This is a genomic window from Kitasatospora sp. NPDC022856 (assembly GCF_055561235.1).
In genome coordinates this window covers 24947-40536 of the sequence record NZ_JBVHHE010000012.1, presented here as the reverse complement: position 1 = coordinate 40536, position 15590 = coordinate 24947, and the positions used below count along the sequence as shown (strand labels likewise).

Annotated in this window: 12 protein-coding genes; 4 read left to right on the top strand and 8 right to left on the bottom strand. The window is 73.9% G+C overall.

Annotated features, from left to right (window positions below):
* Nucleotides 1-220 precede the first annotated feature (220 nt).
* A complete protein-coding gene (locus tag ACZ34W_RS16930) occupies nt 221-3415 on the bottom strand; it encodes a M28 family peptidase (RefSeq protein ID WP_465604792.1) in 3195 nt (1064 codons plus the stop codon).
* A 308-nt stretch (nt 3416-3723) separates the two neighbouring features.
* On the opposite strand from ACZ34W_RS16930, the gene ACZ34W_RS16925 reads away from it, so the two are divergent.
* From ACZ34W_RS16925 to ACZ34W_RS16915, 3 genes are all read left to right on the top strand, one after another.
* Nucleotides 3724-5139 (top strand): helix-turn-helix domain-containing protein, encoded by a 1416-nt coding sequence (locus tag ACZ34W_RS16925; RefSeq protein WP_465604789.1) that lies wholly within the window; start codon nt 3724-3726, stop codon nt 5137-5139.
* A 104-nt stretch (nt 5140-5243) separates the two neighbouring features.
* Entirely contained in the window at nt 5244-5708 is a 465-nt protein-coding gene (locus ACZ34W_RS16920; RefSeq protein ID WP_465604786.1) for a rhodanese-like domain-containing protein, read from the top strand.
* Nucleotides 5709-6022: 314 nt separating this feature from the next.
* Nucleotides 6023-6430 carry a nuclear transport factor 2 family protein gene (locus tag ACZ34W_RS16915; protein WP_359803939.1) on the top strand — a complete coding sequence of 136 codons (408 nt, stop codon included), beginning with the start codon at nt 6023-6025 and terminating at the stop codon, nt 6428-6430.
* Between the two features lie 27 nt (nt 6431-6457).
* On the opposite strand, the gene ACZ34W_RS16910 is transcribed toward ACZ34W_RS16915, so the two are convergent.
* Nucleotides 6458-7489, bottom strand: a complete 1032-nt coding sequence (locus ACZ34W_RS16910) for a saccharopine dehydrogenase NADP-binding domain-containing protein (RefSeq protein WP_465604782.1) — start codon at nt 7487-7489, stop codon at nt 6458-6460.
* A 100-nt stretch (nt 7490-7589) separates the two neighbouring features.
* On the opposite strand from ACZ34W_RS16910, the gene ACZ34W_RS16905 reads away from it, so the two are divergent.
* Nucleotides 7590-8537, top strand: a complete 948-nt coding sequence (locus tag ACZ34W_RS16905) for a helix-turn-helix domain-containing protein (protein ID WP_465604779.1) — start codon at nt 7590-7592, stop codon at nt 8535-8537.
* 39 nt (nt 8538-8576) lie between these two features.
* Here ACZ34W_RS16905 and ACZ34W_RS16900 read toward each other — a convergent pair whose 3' ends face one another.
* The 6 genes from ACZ34W_RS16900 to ACZ34W_RS16875 all read right to left on the bottom strand — a co-directional run bounded on the left by ACZ34W_RS16900 (nt 8577) and on the right by ACZ34W_RS16875 (nt 15584).
* Nucleotides 8577-10757, bottom strand: a complete 2181-nt coding sequence (locus ACZ34W_RS16900; protein WP_465604776.1) for a molybdopterin-containing oxidoreductase family protein — start codon at nt 10755-10757, stop codon at nt 8577-8579.
* Nucleotides 10758-10805: 48 nt separating this feature from the next.
* Nucleotides 10806-11594, bottom strand: a complete 789-nt coding sequence (locus ACZ34W_RS16895) for a DNA alkylation repair protein (RefSeq protein WP_465604773.1) — start codon at nt 11592-11594, stop codon at nt 10806-10808.
* A 93-nt stretch (nt 11595-11687) separates the two neighbouring features.
* Complete coding sequence (locus ACZ34W_RS16890; protein WP_329486362.1) at nt 11688-12389, bottom strand: hypothetical protein; 702 nt, start codon at nt 12387-12389, stop codon at nt 11688-11690.
* 128 nt (nt 12390-12517) lie between these two features.
* Nucleotides 12518-14149: an MFS transporter gene (locus ACZ34W_RS16885; protein ID WP_465604768.1), complete on the bottom strand. Its 1632-nt coding sequence runs from the start codon at nt 14147-14149 to the stop codon at nt 12518-12520.
* Between the two features lie 200 nt (nt 14150-14349).
* Complete coding sequence (locus ACZ34W_RS16880; protein ID WP_329486360.1) at nt 14350-14949, bottom strand: class I SAM-dependent methyltransferase; 600 nt, start codon at nt 14947-14949, stop codon at nt 14350-14352.
* Nucleotides 14946-15584 carry a hypothetical protein gene (locus ACZ34W_RS16875; protein WP_465604765.1) on the bottom strand — a complete coding sequence of 213 codons (639 nt, stop codon included), beginning with the start codon at nt 15582-15584 and terminating at the stop codon, nt 14946-14948. Before ACZ34W_RS16875 ends, ACZ34W_RS16880 begins: the two co-directional genes overlap by 4 nt.
* Between the last annotated feature and the right edge of the window lie 6 nt (nt 15585-15590).

Sequence of the window (15590 nt, the reverse complement as noted above, 5' to 3'; positions counted from 1 at the left end):
CCGCCGGGCGTACGTGTTGCGGGCCCCGGCCGCACCGCCGGGGCCCGCAACGACGGCGGGGTTCCGATCCGCCCGGACGGCAGTGCCGACCGGATCGGGTGCCGACCGGGGTCGCACCCCGTCGTGCGCCCGGTGACCCCCGCCGAACAGACGGCCGGGCCGCGGTTCGTCCCCCTCGACGAACCGCGGCCCGGCCCGGCCCGACGGCCTCCGGATCAGGTCAGATCTGCTGCCAGAGGGCCGGGACGATGTTGGGCTCCCAGCCGACCTGGGCGGTGTGGCCCTGGATGCAGCGGTAGCTGACACCGATCCAGGTGACCACGTCACCCGCGCTGTAGGTGGTGCCCGGCGTCCAGGTGCCGCCCGGGTTGCCCGGGTCGGTGCCGACCACCAGCGAGTACGTGGTGCTGTGGGTGGCCGAGCCGGTACCGGTCACCGTGATGGTGTAGGTGCCGGCCTGGACGCCGGAGCCGACCGAGACGTTCAGCGTCGCGGAGGAGCCGGACTGCACCGAGGACGGGCTGACCGACACGGTGACCCCGCTGGGCGCGCCCGAGGCGGTGAGGTTCACCGTCTGGGCGGAGCCGGAGGTGGTGGCGGTGGAGACCGTGGCGCTGGTGCTCCCGCCCGGGAGGGCGTTGCCGGTGGTCGGGTTCACCGCGACCGAGAAGTCGTTGGTCGGGATGGGCCCGGTGCCGACCGAGGTCTTCCACAGGGTGTACGCGACGCCGTCGGCGCTGCGGTCCAGGGCGGTGGCGTTGATGTTGCTGGTGGTGTCGCACGCCTGGTGGTAGCAGGAGTCGTACGCCCGGTTGGCGGTGCCGCCCCACTTGGTCGCCTGGGCCGCCGTCTTGACGGCGCTGGCGCCGGCCGCGTAGCCGGAGGTGGGGATGCCGCCCTGCTGGAAGGAGTAGTCGTCGGAGCGGCCCTGGCCCTCGACGTTCTCCTCGGGCTGGATGCCCAGGGAGTCCCAGTAGGCCTTCATCGGGGCGGAGGTGGCGGAGCCGATGTTGTTGATGAAGTAGCCGGCGTTGGGCGAGCCGACCATGTCGAAGTTGTAGTAGCCCTTGATGGCGCTGCGCTGGGTGGAGCCCAGCTGGTTGACGTAGTGCTGCGAGCCCTGCAGGCCCTGCTCCTCACCCGTCCACCAGGCGAACCGGACGTGCCGGGTCAGGGTGGGGTTCTGCTGGGCGAGGGTCAGCGCGTTCTCCAGCAGGACGGCGGAGCCGGAGCCGTTGTCGTTGATGCCCGGGCCGGCGGCGACGCTGTCGAGGTGGGCGCCGAACATGGTCACCTGGTCGGCCGGGCCGCCCGGCCAGTCCGCGATCAGGTTGTTGGAGCTGTAGGTGCAGGAGGTGCAGGTCTGCTCGCTGACGGTGTAGCCGGCGGCCTGCAGCTTGCCCTTGATGTAGGCGAGCGACTGGCTGTGGCCGGCCGAGCCGGCCCGGCGGTTGCCGCCGTTCTGCGAGGCGATGGTGTTCAGCTGGGCGAGGTGCGCCTGGACGTTGGCGACGCTGACGTCGGGCACGCCGGGGTTGGGGTTCCCGTTGCCGACCGTCAGCCTGTACTGCGCGCTGTGGGTGGCGGAACCGGTGCCGGTCACCGTGAGCACGTAGGTGCCGGGGGTGGCCGAGGAGGAGGCCGAGACGTTCAGCGTCGCGGAGGAGCCGGCCTGCACGGAGGACGGGCTGACCGAGGCGGTGACGCCGGCCGGGGCGCCGGAGACGGCCAGGTTGACGGCCTGGGCGGTGCCCGAGGTGACCGCGGTGCTCACCGTGGCGCTGGTGGTGGCGCCGGGCTGCACGGAGCCGACGGTCGGGTTGACCAGAAGCGAGTAGTCGTTGGTGCCGGACGGCGTGCAGGTGGGCTCACCGCTCTGGGCGGGGACGCTGATCGCGTCCCAGGCCGCCTTGGTGCGGGTGAACAGGCCGCAGCCGGGGTCGAGGCTCTTGGCCGCGGTGAGCGTGGTGACCCGGTACTTCTTGTAGGTCATGCCGCTGGTCTTGAGCAGCATGCCGCCGTAGAAGATCCGCCCGGCGTCCTTGATGCCGACGCCGGTCACCGAGGAGTTGTTGCAGGTCGGGCTGGTGGGCTTGCCGCCGCCCGGGTTGGAGCCCTCGGAGAGCAGGTAGAACCAGTGGTTCAGCGGGCCCGCCGCCGCGTGCACCTCGGTGCTCGGGATCGAGGAGGAGTAGCAGTTGGGGTTGTTGCCCACCAGCGAGGGGTTGTACATGTTGCGGATCGGCCCGCTGCCGACCAGGTTGATCATCTCGCCGACGGTGTAGTCCGGGTTGTCGTAGGGGGACGGCTCGTTGGCGTACGCCTCGGTCAGCGCGCCGAAGATGTCGCCGGTGCCCTCGCCGAGGCCGTTCTCGTTGTTGGCGCCGCCCGGCGTGTACTGGTCGATGCCGTGGCCGAACTCGTGGCCGACCACGTCGATGGAGGCGATCCACTCGTTGGCGTTGTTGTGGCCGATCGAGACGGAGGAGCCGTCCCAGTAGGCGTTGACGTCGTTCAGGCCCACCTTGACCGGCCAGCTGCCGCCGTTGCCGTTGTGGCCGTTGCGGCCCAGCCAGTCGCGGAGCATGTCCCACTCCTTCTGCGCCGCGAACATCACGTCGGCGCAGCCGGTCTCCTTGCTGGTCGGGTTGCCGGTGCCCCAGGAGTCGCTGGACTTGGAGAACACCTGGCCGGAGCTGTAGTCCGCACAGCTCAGCCCGGACCGGCTCGGGTCGCGCAGCGAGTACGTGCCGCCCGAGGCGGTGGTGTTGATGGTGACCGGGGCCGGGCCGTTCCACTTGCTGTTCGCGGTACCGGCCTTGACGTCGTCGTAGCTGTCGATCACCTCGCCGGTGCGGGCGTCGACGAAGACGTGCAGCCGGCTCGGGGCCGCGCCGGTCCGGCCGGTGAGCACGGTCTCCCAGGCGAGCCGCCCGGTGCCGTCCTGCACCTTGACCACCAGGCGGCGGGTGTCGACGCCGTCGACGGCGGCCAGCCGGGTGCGTGCGGTCTTCTCCGCCTGGGCGGCGCTGATCGCGGCCTTGGTCGGGCCGCCGACCGGACCGGTGGCGGCGGACTGGAGGCCGCGGACCCTGCCCTGGCCGTCGGCTATGACGACGGCGTCGCCGCCGACCACCGGCAGGCCCTGGTAGGTGCGCTCGTAGGCCACGGAGTAGAGGCCGCCGAGCCACGGGGTGACGGACTGGCGCTCGTAGGTCTCGCCCGGGCCCTTGGCCAGGGCGTCCAGGCCCGCCGCGGCCGCCTGGTCGGCGGCGGAGACGGCGGCGGCCAGGGCGCTCGGCGGCGCGCTGACGGCCGGGCCGGGCTGGGCGGCGGCCTGTCCGACCGCGGTGGCGGTCAGCATGCCGGCCAGGACGGTCAGGGTGGTTCCCGCCGTCAGTAATCTGCGTTTCATTCCGAGGCTCCTCGAACGTGGGGGTGCTCGACCGCGGACGACGTGCCTGTCTGGCGCTCACCGCGGGGCCGCATCGGGGGACGGCCGTTGCGGGCGTCCGCGCTCGGGTGCCGGAACACTCACATGCCGTCATGCCCCGGTCAACGGCTGCGGCATGGCTTCCGTGCAGTTGGCAAGTTCTGTCAAGCTGCGGGTTTTGTGAAGAGGTTGAGACCAAGAGGTTGAGACCACCTCATGTACGGAGCCCGCCCGGTCCAGTACCGTCCTGTCCATCGGAAGGACCGGAACCGACTCGGGAGGGCAGCCCCGTGCACCGGAGCCACACCGACGTACCGTCCGTCGGTCCGCCGCCGGCCGACCCGCTCTGGCGCGCCTTCGGCGCCCGGCTGCGGCACTGGCGCCGCCGGGCCGGCCTCACCCAGGCCCAGCTCGGCGCCGAGATCGGCTACGACCACACCGCCGTCAGCAAGCTCGAACACGGCGCCCGCCGGACCACCCCGCGGATCGCCGAGCGGCTGGACGGTCTGCTCGGCGCCGGCGGCGAACTGCGCACCGCCTGCCTGCGGGCCGAGGAGGGGGACGCGGGGGAGTGGGACCGGCCCGCCCCGGCCGCCCCGCCAGCCCCGCCCGGACCGGCCGGCTGGGCCCGCCCACCACTGCCCGGCGGCCCCGCCGCCCCGCCCTCGCCGCTGCCGCCGCTCGCGGCCGGCGGCCCGCCCCGCCGGCTCCCCGACTACGGGCTGCTCTGCCCGCTGCACGGCGCGGCCGGCTGCGCCGTCCCCGAGGCCGCCGAACTCGCCGCCCTGCACGCCGCGTTCTGCGCCACCGCCCCGGACACCGCGCCGCCGCTGGACGCCGACACCGCACACGCCCTCACCGGCCTGCTCGCCGCCCACCTGCGCGCCGGTGAGGCGCCCGCCGGGCCCGGCACAGCCGCCGTCGAGGAGACCCTGCGGGCGATCCTGCGCCGGCTCGGCGGCACCACCGACGCCCGGGCCCGCCAGGCGCTCGCCCGGCTCGCCGCCGAGTACGCGCACGCGGCCGGTGGACTGCGGATGCAGCACGGCCGCAACGCCACCGCGATGGCCTGCTTCGACCGCGCGCTCACCTGGTCCGAACTGGCCGACGACCCGGCCACCCAGGTCGCCGCGCTGAGCGACATGAGCACCCTCGCCCGGCTCGACGGCGACCCGGCCGCCGCGCTCGGCTACGCCCGCGAGATCGCCCGGGCCGCGCCCGGCCGGCACTGGGCCGGCGCGATGTCCCAGATCGGCCAGGCCCGGGCGCGCGCCCTGGCGGGGGACGTCCGCGCGACCGTCCGGCACATCGGCCGCGCCCGGCTGCACCTCGACCACATCGGCGAGCACGACGAGACCGACGCGCCCTGGCTCTCCATCGCCTCGATGCGGCTGCGGGTCGAGTCGGCCGCCGCCGCCGCACTGCGCGACGCCTCCGCCGCCGTCGGGGACCACCGGCTGGCACTGCGCGCCGTGGACGCCGCCGACACCGCGCTGCGGCTGCTGGCCCCGGAGCAACTGCCCTCCACCCGGCTGCTGTTCACCATCCGGATGGCCGACTGCCACCTGTGTGCCCATGACCCGCGGACCGCCGTGGAGCTGCTGGCCCCGGTCCTGGACGAGGCGACCGCGCTGCCCGCCCTCGCCCGCCACGAACTGCGCGGGCTGCGCATCCGGCTGGGCGCCCACGGGCTGGCGGTATCTTGACGAAGGCGGGCGATCACGCCGCTCGTGGGCGCCGGCCCCGCCGGGCGAGGATCGGACCACCGCCGAACAGGGCGGACCCCGGTACGAGTGCGAGGAGCACCCCGATGACCGCCAGCGCCGTTCTCACCGTCCCCGCCGCCGACCCGGCCGTCGCCGCCGCGCACTTCCTCGGCCGGCTCTCCTTCGAGGCCGACGTCTCGGACGTGCACGCCGACCTGACCGCCGGCGTGCACGGTGTGGTGGTGGTCGACTCCCGTGACGAGGTGGCCTGGGCACAGGGCCGGATCCCCGGCGCGGTGCACATCCCCACCGCCCGGATCGCCGAACTCGCGCCGCTGCTGATCGACCCCTCGGCCACGGTCGTCACCTACTGCTGGGGTCCGGGCTGCAACGGCGCCACCCGGGCGGCCCTCGCGTTCGCCCGGCTCGGCCACCCGGTCAAGGAGATGCTCGGCGGCTTCGAGTACTGGGCCCGCGAGGGCTTCGCCTACGACACCGACCACGGCAGCGAGCAGCGGCCGGTGGACGACCTGACCGCCCCGCGCTCCGGGATCTCCTGCGCCTGCTGAGGCCGGTGCGCCCGGCGCCGGGCGGGTCGGCCGGCAGGCGGGTCGCAGTGGCGTTCCACGGGTCAGTGTGGCGGCTGTGTTTCGCTCCTGTGACGTGCGGTTTTCGGAATGCCCCGAGGCCGCCGAATCCCCGGTCCGGCCGTTGAGAGATCGTCCCGGCGTTCCTAGAATCGGGCGGCGGAGAACGTCGGCCGCGGGCCCCGGCCGGCAGCCCCGTCACCGGGGTGCACTCCGCTGACGCGACGTCAGGTCACCGGTGCGGTCGAGGTCCGGGTGCCGGACCCCCGCCCCGACTTCCCTGCCGAGGAGACCGCATGGCCGCCGACCTGTCCCCGACCGACGCCGAGCAGATCCGCCAGCTGCTCGCCCGCTTCCCGCACGCCTTCGACAACGCCGACACCAGGGCGCTGGGCGAGGTCTTCACCGCCGACGGAGTGCTCGAACTCGCCCGCACCGGAGCGGTGTTCAGCGGACTGGAGAAGATCCGGGTGTTCAGCCGCGACCTCGGCAGCCGGTCCCCCGACCAGCACACCCTGGACAGCGTGCTCACCGTCGAGCCGGACGGCACCGTCCGGGGCCACAGCCGCTACCTGGCGATCCAGTTCGACGGGACGGTCCACAACGGGGACTGGTTCGACGTCTACGTCCGCACCGGGGACGGCTGGCGGATCGCCCACCGCCGCTCCGTCCCCCGCTACCCGCTGCGCGCCGGTGAGGCGTAGCGGGTAGCGGGGGACGGCCGAGCGGCGTCAGTGCGGGAGCTCGACCGAGAGGTGCGGGCCCAGCGCCCGCAGGAAGTCCGCCGCGTCGAACATCGCGCCGGCCGAGGCGACCCCGGTGGTGCGGCCCCGGCCGGTCAGCAGGCGCTCGACGGCCTCCACCGCCAGCGGGGCGGTGATCGCGTAGATGTCCCGGCCGCGCGCGGTGGCCCGGCGCCCGACCCCGCCGGACTCGATCAGGACGTCGACGACGAAGCTCTGGTCCGACCGGCCCAGGTCGTCGACCGCCTCCGGGGCCGGGGTGTCCGGGCCGGCGAGGTCACCCGCGGCCTCGACGGTCATGTAGGTGCGGACCTCCGGCACGGCCAGGTGGCTGGGTACCGTGACGACGTCGGCCATGGTGAACTCCCCGAGCACCGCGCGGGTACCCAGCGGCGCGGGGAACGTCCACTGCTGCTCGGACGGCGCGTCGTCGTGGTACCGCAGCGCGCCGTCCGCGAACCTCACCCGGCGGCCCGCGCGGCGCTCGTGGGACACCCGGCCGGCCTCCCGGGTGCCCGGCGTGGGATGCCAGCTGTCCAGCCCGTACGCGACGTGCACGAGGTCCGCAGAGGTCCACTCGCCCATCGCGGCGGTGACCAGCAGGTCGCCCAGGCCGCCGTAGAAGGCCATCGCCGGGACGACCGGGGTGCCGGCCACCCGGGCGGCGTCCGCGTGGTCGGCGAAGGTCGCGGCGTTCGCCTCGATCTCCGCCGCGACGTCGACGTAGGGGATCCCCGCGCGGATCGCGGCCTCGACGACCGGGCCGCCGGTCACCGCGAACGGTCCGGCGCAGTTGACGACCGCCGCCGCCCCGGCGAGGGCGCGGTCCAGCGAGGCCGGGTCGTCCACGGTGGCCGGCCGGACCTCGGTACCGGGCCACTCGGCCGCCAGCGCCTCCAACTGGGCCGCGTTGCGGCCGGAGAGGACGGGGGCGAAGCCACGCCGTCGCAACTCGGCCACCATGAAGCGACCGGTGTGCCCCGTCGCGCCGTAGACCACCACTGCAGCCGTCGTACCCATCGCTGTTCCCCGTTCTCGTCGTCCTGTCGACCCTCAGTCTGGTCGCCGGCGGGGCCCGGGTGTGATGGTCCGGAACGACAACACCCGTACACTTCCGGACATGCCCACTGTCGCGCTGCCGACCGCCGGAAACCTGCTGCACTTCGAACTGGGGGTGGCCTACGAGATCTTCGGCAATCCTCCGCGCGAGGCCGTGGACGGCTGGTACGACGTGGTGCTCTGCGGGCCCGGGCCGGTACGGGTCGGCCCGTTCGTCGTCGAGCCGGACCACGGGCTGGACCGCCTGGTGGACGCCGACACGGTGATCGTGCCCGCCTGGGCCGACGTCGACGAGCCGCCGCCCCCGGAGCTGGTCGAGGCGGTGCGCGCCGCGCACCGGGCCGGCGCCCGGGTGGCCTCGCTCTGCACCGGCGCGTTCGTGCTCGGCGCGGCGGGCCTGCTGGACGGCCGGCGGGCCACCACCCACTGGGCCCACACTGCGGAGCTGAGCGCCCGCCACCCGCTGGCCGTGGTCGACCCGGACGTGCTCTACACGGACAACGGCAGCGTGCTCACCTCCGCGGGCAAGGCGGCGGCCGTGGACCTCTGCCTGCACCTGATCCACCTCGACCACGGTACCGCGATCGCCAACTCGGTCGCCCGTCGCCTGGTCATGCCGCCGCACCGCACGGGCGGCCAGGCCCAGTTCGTGGCCACACCGGTGCAGGCGACGGGCGACCACCCGCTGACCCAGGTGCTCGCCTGGGCGCAGCAGCGGCTGGACCGGCCGCTGACCGTGACCGACCTGGCGCGGCGGGCGAACACCAGCCCGCGCAACCTCGGCCGGCAGTTCCGGTCGGTGCTCGGGCAGACACCGCTCCAGTGGCTGCTGAACCAGCGGGTCCGCCGGGCCCAGGAGTTGCTGGAGGCCACCGACGAGAGCGTCGAGGCGGTGGCCGTCGCCACCGGGATGGGGACGGCCACCACGCTGCGGCGCCAGTTCAAGCGGATCGTCGGCGTCCCGCCCAACAGCTACCGGGAGGCGTTCCGCAGCGCGAGGGCCGGTTGACCGGTCGGCGCCCGCCGTCGGCCCGGCGGACGGCCGGGCTCACCGCCCCGGGGCCCGCGGACCCGCCGCGGCGGCGGCCGGTCCGCCCGGGGCCGGGGACTGGTCCGCCGCGCGGGTGACGGTGCAGCGCAGGCCGCGGAAGGTGGAGGAGCCCATCTCGGCGTTCTCGTCCTCGTTGGTGGTCAGCAGGTTGACGTTGGCCTCCCGCCAGCCGCCGTCGGCGCCGCGCTCCGGGTACCACCAGGCGGCGGGGGCCATCACCACCTCGGGGGCGATCCGGTCGGTGAGCAGGACGCGCAGCCGGATGCGGCCGGTGCGGGTGGCGAGTTCCGCCCACTCGCCGTCGGCGATGCCCTCGCGGGCGGCGGCCTCGGGGTGCATCTCCAGCCGGGGCTCGGGCTCCTTGGAGCGCAGCGAGGGCAGGTCGCGGAACTCGGAGTTGAAGTAGAACGCGGAGTGCGCCGAGGTGAGCAGGTAGGGGCCGTCCTCCGGGCCGCCGACCGGCGGGCCGGGGGTGGGCAGCGGCGGGTAGCCGAAGGCGCGCAGGGCGTCGCAGCGCAGCCCGACCTTGCCGCTGCGGGTGCCGAAGCCGCGGCTGCGGTACTTGTGGTACTCCAGGGGGGTCGCCCGGTAGTGGAGTTCGGCCAGCTGCCGCCAGTCCATGCCGATCGGCTCCAGCCGGGTGTCCAGGGAGTCCGCGGCGTCCGGCCAGAAGTCGGCGGACAGGCCCAGCCGGTGGGCCAGTTCGGTGAGGATCCACTCGTCGGAGCGGGTGTCGCCGACCTTGGCGAAGGCCCGGCGGGCCGCGACGTAGTGGGCGTGCTCGACGATCTGGTCCCGCTCCAGCCAGCCGCCGACCGGGAGGACGACGTCGGCCATGGCGGCGGTCGGGGTGAGCCGCAGGTCGGCGACGGCGAGGAAGTCCAGCCGCTCCAGGGCCCGCCGGACGCGGTCCGAGTCGGCGTAGTTGAGCAGCAGGTTGCTGCCGTGCACCAGCATGGTGGTCACCGGGTGCGGGGCGTCGGGTTCGAGCACGGCGTCCCAGACGGAGCCGGGGTGGGCCCAGCCGGACATCGCCAGGATGCGGTGCCGGTCGCCGCCGAGGCGCTTGGCGGCCTGCTCGGGCGCCAGCAGCTCGGCGCGCGGGAAGGACCGGCGGCCGTCGATGCCGGGCGGGTCCCACAGGACGTCGCCGCCGGGCCGGTCCAGGTTGCCGCAGATCGCCGAGAGCAGCAGGACCGCCCGGCAGGTGTGGAAGGAGTCGCGGTGCTGCTGGGGCCCGGTGCCGAGTTCGATCGCGGCGCTCGGCGCGGCCGCGTAGGCGAGGGCGGCCGATCTGATCAGGTCGGCCGGCACGCCGGTCCGCTCGGCGACCGACTCCGGCGTCCAGTCGGCGACGTGGGCGGCGAGGTCCTCGAAGCCGACGGTGTACTTCTCGACGAAGGCGTGGTCGTAGGCGTCCGCCTCGATCACGGTGTGGATCATCGCGAGCGCCAGCGCCGCGTCCCCGCCCGGGCGGACCTGGAGGAACTGCTCGGCGCGGGCGGCCAGCGAGGTCCGCCGGGGGTCGATCACGATCATCCGGGAGCCGTCCCGGACGGAGGCGAGCAGCCGGGTGCCGATCACCCCGTCGCCGTGGGTGAGCGCCTTGTTGGAGCCCCAGACCAGGACCAGGTCGGGCCGGCCCTCGTAGTCGCAGAAGGTGAAGCCGCCCGCGGTGAGGATGCCGGCCATCACCCTCGGGTAGAAGCAGACGTGCGCCGGGCCGAGCACATTGGGCGTGCCGAAGCTGTTGGCGAACCGGAAGAGCCACTCCTGGTAGTTGCGGTCGGTGCCCTGGGCCAGCACCACCGCCTCCGGGCCGTGCTCGATCCGGGCCCGGTCGAGCGCGACGGCCGTCCGCTCCAGCGCCTCGTCCCAGCCGATCGGGCGGAACTCGCCGCTGCCGCGCGGCCCGGTGCGCAGCAGCGGCGTGGTCAGCCGGTCGGGGTGGTTGAGGTGCTCCAGCGAGGCGCGGCCCTTGGCGCAGAGGAACCCGTGGTTGTTGGGGTTCTCCGGGTCGCCCTCGATGGCGGTCAGCCGCCCCTGGTCGACGGTCACGACGGCGCCGCAGCCGCCGTGGCACATCCGGCAGATCGTCCGGTGCCGGCCGTCCTCGGCGAGCACCTGGACGACCGGGAGCGGCCGGCGGTGCCGGTCGGCGGGACTGTGCGTGGTCATGCGGGCCTCCGGGCGGTGTGCGGTGGCGGCCGGGCGCGGCGCGGGCGGTCAGCCGCGCGGTCGGCGCCCGCCGAGTTCGGCGTGCTCCTGCAGGAGGCTCCGGCAGGTGTCGTCGTCGATCGGCCGGATCGCCTCGCGCAGGGTGAGCCCGGAGACCCGGGGCAGGCGGGCGCGCAGCCAGTCGGCGACCTCCTCGGGGTGGTGCTTGGCGCCCTCGCGCAGGGCCCAGCCCAGCGCCTTGCGCACGAAGAACCGGGAGTCGGTCAGCAGCGGGTCGGCGAGTTCGCCGAAGGCGGCGAAGTAGTGCGGGAACTCGCCCCGGTCGCGCAGGGCCAGCAGGTAGGACAGGATGCCGCCGCGCCGTACCCACTGGTGGTCGTCCCGGCTCCAGCGCAGGAAGTCCTCGGCGGTCTCCGGCAGCCGCAGCAGCAGGGCGCCGGCGCCCTTGGGGGCGATCAGGTCGACGTGCGCCCAGGTCTCGCACTCGCGCAGCAGCTCTTCCAGGTAGCCGGTGTCCTCGCGGACCAGCAGGTCGGAGCGGCTCTCCAGGAGCAGCGCGGCGCAGGAGCGCGATTCGTGGACGGGCGGGGCCCAGAGCTCCTCGGTGAGCTCCAGGAGGGTGTCCCGGTCGATCCCGGGGTGGCGGCGGACGAAGTTGCGCACCACGGTGCGCATGGCGGGCAGCGGTACGCCGATGTGCTCCAGCCGGCTCTTCAGGTAGGCCTTCTCGCCGTCGGCCCGGCCGGGCACGGCGCTGTCCTCCAACTCGGACCTGAGCCGGTCGGCCAGGACGGGGGCGGGCGGGGTGTCGAAGGTCTGGGGGGTCTTGCGGGTCACCGAGGAAGCTCCGGTCGGACGGGGCCGGACGGGCCGGGGGCGGAGCCCCGGCCCGTCCGAACGCTGATCGTTCTCTGATGTGTTGACGTTACGTCAGTCGGCGTCGTGGTACGGGTAGCGGATCTCGCCGGCCCACAGGTACTCGGAGGCGGGGCGGCCGCTGCGGCCCTCGGTGTAGCGGAACACGTCCTGCCAGATCGCGCTGACCTTGTCGTTGCGGTACGCGATGCTGGGGCCCTGCTGGTCGTACCAGCGGACGATCTCCAGGAAGAACGGGCCGGTGGCGTCCTCGCCGAAGTAGACGACGGCGCGGTCGCCGGTGGTCAGCTTCTCGTCGCGCAGGGTCGGCCAGTCACGGGCCATCAGCTCGTGGAACTCGGCGACCTTGTCCGGGCGGACGAGGTAGTGGGCGAGCCCGGTGTAGGCGTCCTCCTCGGGGAGGTCGGGCTCGTCCTGGAAGTAGCCCATCCGGTGCACGATCGGGTAGTCGACCGGCGGCCGGCCCTCGCGGGCCTCGGTGATCGCCGCCATCTCCTGCCAGATCGCGTTGACGTCCGGGGTGTTGAAGGCGCGGCTGACCGCGTTCTCGTCGACCCAGGTGACGATCTCGAAGAAGACCGGACCGTGCTCGCTCTCGCTGTGGTAGACGGTGGCGGGCTCGTCGGTGACCAGGCCGTGCGCCTTCAGGGTGGGCCAGTGCCGGGCGATGATGTCACGGGCCTGCTCGGCGCAGCCGGGCTTGACCATGTACGTCGCCATCATGTGCGTGGACAGCACCACGGGGGACTGGGACATCGGATGACTCCTCGGTTCTGTTCGTGCCGCCGGTGCGGACCGGTCGGATGCGGTTCGGATCGGTAGGTGGTGGGTGGATGGTGGACGGGGACGTCGGTCGGTGGCGCGGAGCCACCGGTCCGGTGGCCTCAGGCCTTCTCGGCCGCCGCCGGGGCGCTGCCCGTGGCCCTGGCGGCGGGCGGTCGTGGAGCTCCGAAGGCCGGTGCCGGGACGTCCCGGATGAGGAGCAGGGCGGCCACCCAGCCGACGGCCAGCAGGCCCACCGGCAGGAGCAGTCCGCTGTGCATGGCGCTGGTGAAGGCCTCGGCGAAGGCGTCCTGGACCTTGGCCGCCTGCGCCGGGTCGGCCCCGGCCAGGGCGGGGGGCGGACCGCCGCTGCCGATCTTCAGGGCGCCGTCGGTGAGCGGGGCGAACGCCCGCTTGAAGCCCTCCCGGGCCTCCGGCGGCAGTGCGAGCGCCTGCTCGTTCACCCAGCCGCGCAGGCCGCTGGAGAGCCGCAGCGACAGGATCGCGCCGATCGCCGCGCTGGCCAGCAGGCCGCCGATCTCCTGGGCGGTGTTGACCAGTCCGGAGGCCACCCCGGCCTGCGGCGGCGGGACCTGGCGCATGCCGACGCTGAACAGCGGCGAGAACACCAGGCCCATGCCGAGGCCGGCCAGCACGAACGGGCCGATCAGCTGGAGCGTGCCGGTGTCCGTCCCGGTGACCAGGACGAACGAGCCCAGCCCGGCGGTGAAGCAGGCCAGCCCGGTCAGGATGACGGCCTTGCCCGAGCCGCGGTCGGAGAGCTTGCCGCCCACCCCGGCGACCAGCGCCGAGGTGAGCGGCATCGCGGCGATGGTGAAGCCGGCCCGCAGCGGGGACATCCCGAGCACCGTCTGGAGGTAGAGCGAGATCGGCAGGAAGGCGCCGAGCATCGAGAAGCCCATGATCGCCGCGATGATGTTGGCGGAGGCGAAGTTGCGCAGTCGCAGCAGGTCGAAGGGGAGCAGCGGGCCGGACCGCTGGTGCCTGCGCTGGTCCAGGACGAAGTACGTCAGGACCATGAGCCCCGCCGCGATCGCCGCCCAGGCGGTGGCGTTCCACTCCAGGCGTTCGCCCTCGATCAGGCCGAAGGCCAGCGCGGTGAGGCCGAGGACGAGCAGGGCGGTGGGCAGCACGGCGAGCGGCTGGCGTTTGCCCGGCCGGTAGTCGTGGACGTGCCGCAGCACCAGGTAGGCGGTGGCGATGCCGATCGGCAGGTTGAGGTAGAAGATCCACCGCCAGTCCAGGTAGCTGACGATGACCCCGCCCAGGGTCGGCCCGGTGAGCACCGCGAGCCCGGAGAGCGCGCCGGTGAACCCGAACGCCGCGCCCCACTTGGAGGGCGGGAAGACCATGGTGACGATCGGCAGGATCTGCGGGGCGAGCATGGCCCCGCCGATTCCCTGGACGGCCCGGGCCGCGATCAGCACGCCCGCGTTGGGGGCGACCCCGCACACGCAGGAGGCGACCACGAACACCGCCAGGCCGTACAGGTAGAGCCGGCGGGGCCCGAACAGGTCGCCGAGCCGGCCGGCGACGATGAGCAGGGTGGCGTAGCCGAGGATGTAGGCGCTGAACACCCACAGGCCCTCGTCCAGCGAGGCGTGTACTCCGGTCATCACATGGGGCAGCGCGATATTGACGATCGTCATATCGAGCAGCGTCATGAAGAAGCCCATACTGAGCACGCCGAGGATGAGCCAGGGACTTTTGTCCCGGCTTTGCGGGGTGGGCATAGGTGGCTCATTTCTTGGAGCGCCGGAAGCCGTCGGACGAAGCGGGCATCGGGCTCCGGAAACGGGGAAGCACGGAATGTCCGCCGGTCTCGGTCAGGCCGGCGCGAAACGGATCGCGAGGGGTGGTCGCGGCGGTGCGCCGCGAGGGTGGCGGTCGCGCCGCACGGGCGCGCCGGCGGGCGGCGGGGGCCGCCCCGGAGTCAGTCGGCGCGGCGCAGGACCACCGCGTTGGCGTCCAGCTGGAGGACGTCGGTGTGGAGCTGGAAGGGCATCAACGGGCCGGTGCTGAACCGGTCCGAGGGGAAGTGCCGGGCGAGCGAGGCGGCGTCCACCGGCTTGAAGGGGAACATCTCCTGCCGGCTCCCGCGCAGGTAGAGCAGGCCGCCGGGGGCCAGCAGCCGGGCCACCTCGGCCGCGTAGCGGTCGCGGTCGTCCGGGCCGAGGTGGTGGAAGCAGCCGCGGTCGACCAGCAGGTCGAACTCCTCGTCCGGCAGGTCGAGTCCGCGGACGTCGCCGACCGACAGCTCGATCTCCAGGCCCAGTTCGGCGGCGCGCGCGACGGCCATGCCGACGGCCTCGCCGCTGATGTCGACCCCGGTCGCGCGGTACCCGGCCCGGGCCAGCGCGACGGTGTCCCAGCCGGTGCCGCAGCCGAGGTCCAGGGCCCGGGCGCCGGGCGCGGGCGGGGTGGCGGCGAGGAAGCCGACCAGGTCGGGGGAGGGGGCGCTGAGCTCCCAGTACTGGTGGTGATCACCGGCCTTGTAGGCCCGGTCCCAGTTCATCGTGGTCGTCGTGGTCATGGTCGTTGACCCCTTCCGGAGGCGCGCCGGACCGCACCGTACGGCCGGCGGGGCACGCCGGTGGCGGGCGTGCGCGGGGGGAGGTGGCTGCCGCCCACGGCGCCGGCCGAGGAGGCCGCGGTGGCGTACCAGCCGATCACCTCGGGGTGCCCGGGCGTGAGCACGGGCGAGCCCCGGTAGACCTCGTAGCGCGGCCAGTTGGCCCGCAGCGGGAGGTCGGCGGCCGGTGCGACGTGCCGGTGGCGGACGGGCGGTTCGGCCTGGGCCGAACCGCCCCGCCAGAGCATCAGCCGTTCGCTCAGGACGGGCAGCACGCGGATGCCCAGGCTGTCCCTGCGGGGATCGAGCAGGGACAGCCCGGCGACCCGGTCCCGGGGCACCGACAGGCAGGCGTCGAAACGCCGCCGGTCGGGCGCCGTGGACTCCGGATCGTCGTACAGGACTTCGATACCGACGGTGCGGTCGTCGGAAATCCCGCGATTGAACAGAAAGGCGGTGAGGCGAAGCCAGGTCGCCTCCCGCGGAGTTCCGTTGGACGGATGGCGGAGACTGATCACGAGAAGTGGTCTGGGGTGCACCGGGAACCATTCTCCGGCCCCCTGGAAATGCGCACCCAATGTGTGCGTCTTATTCACAGGGGT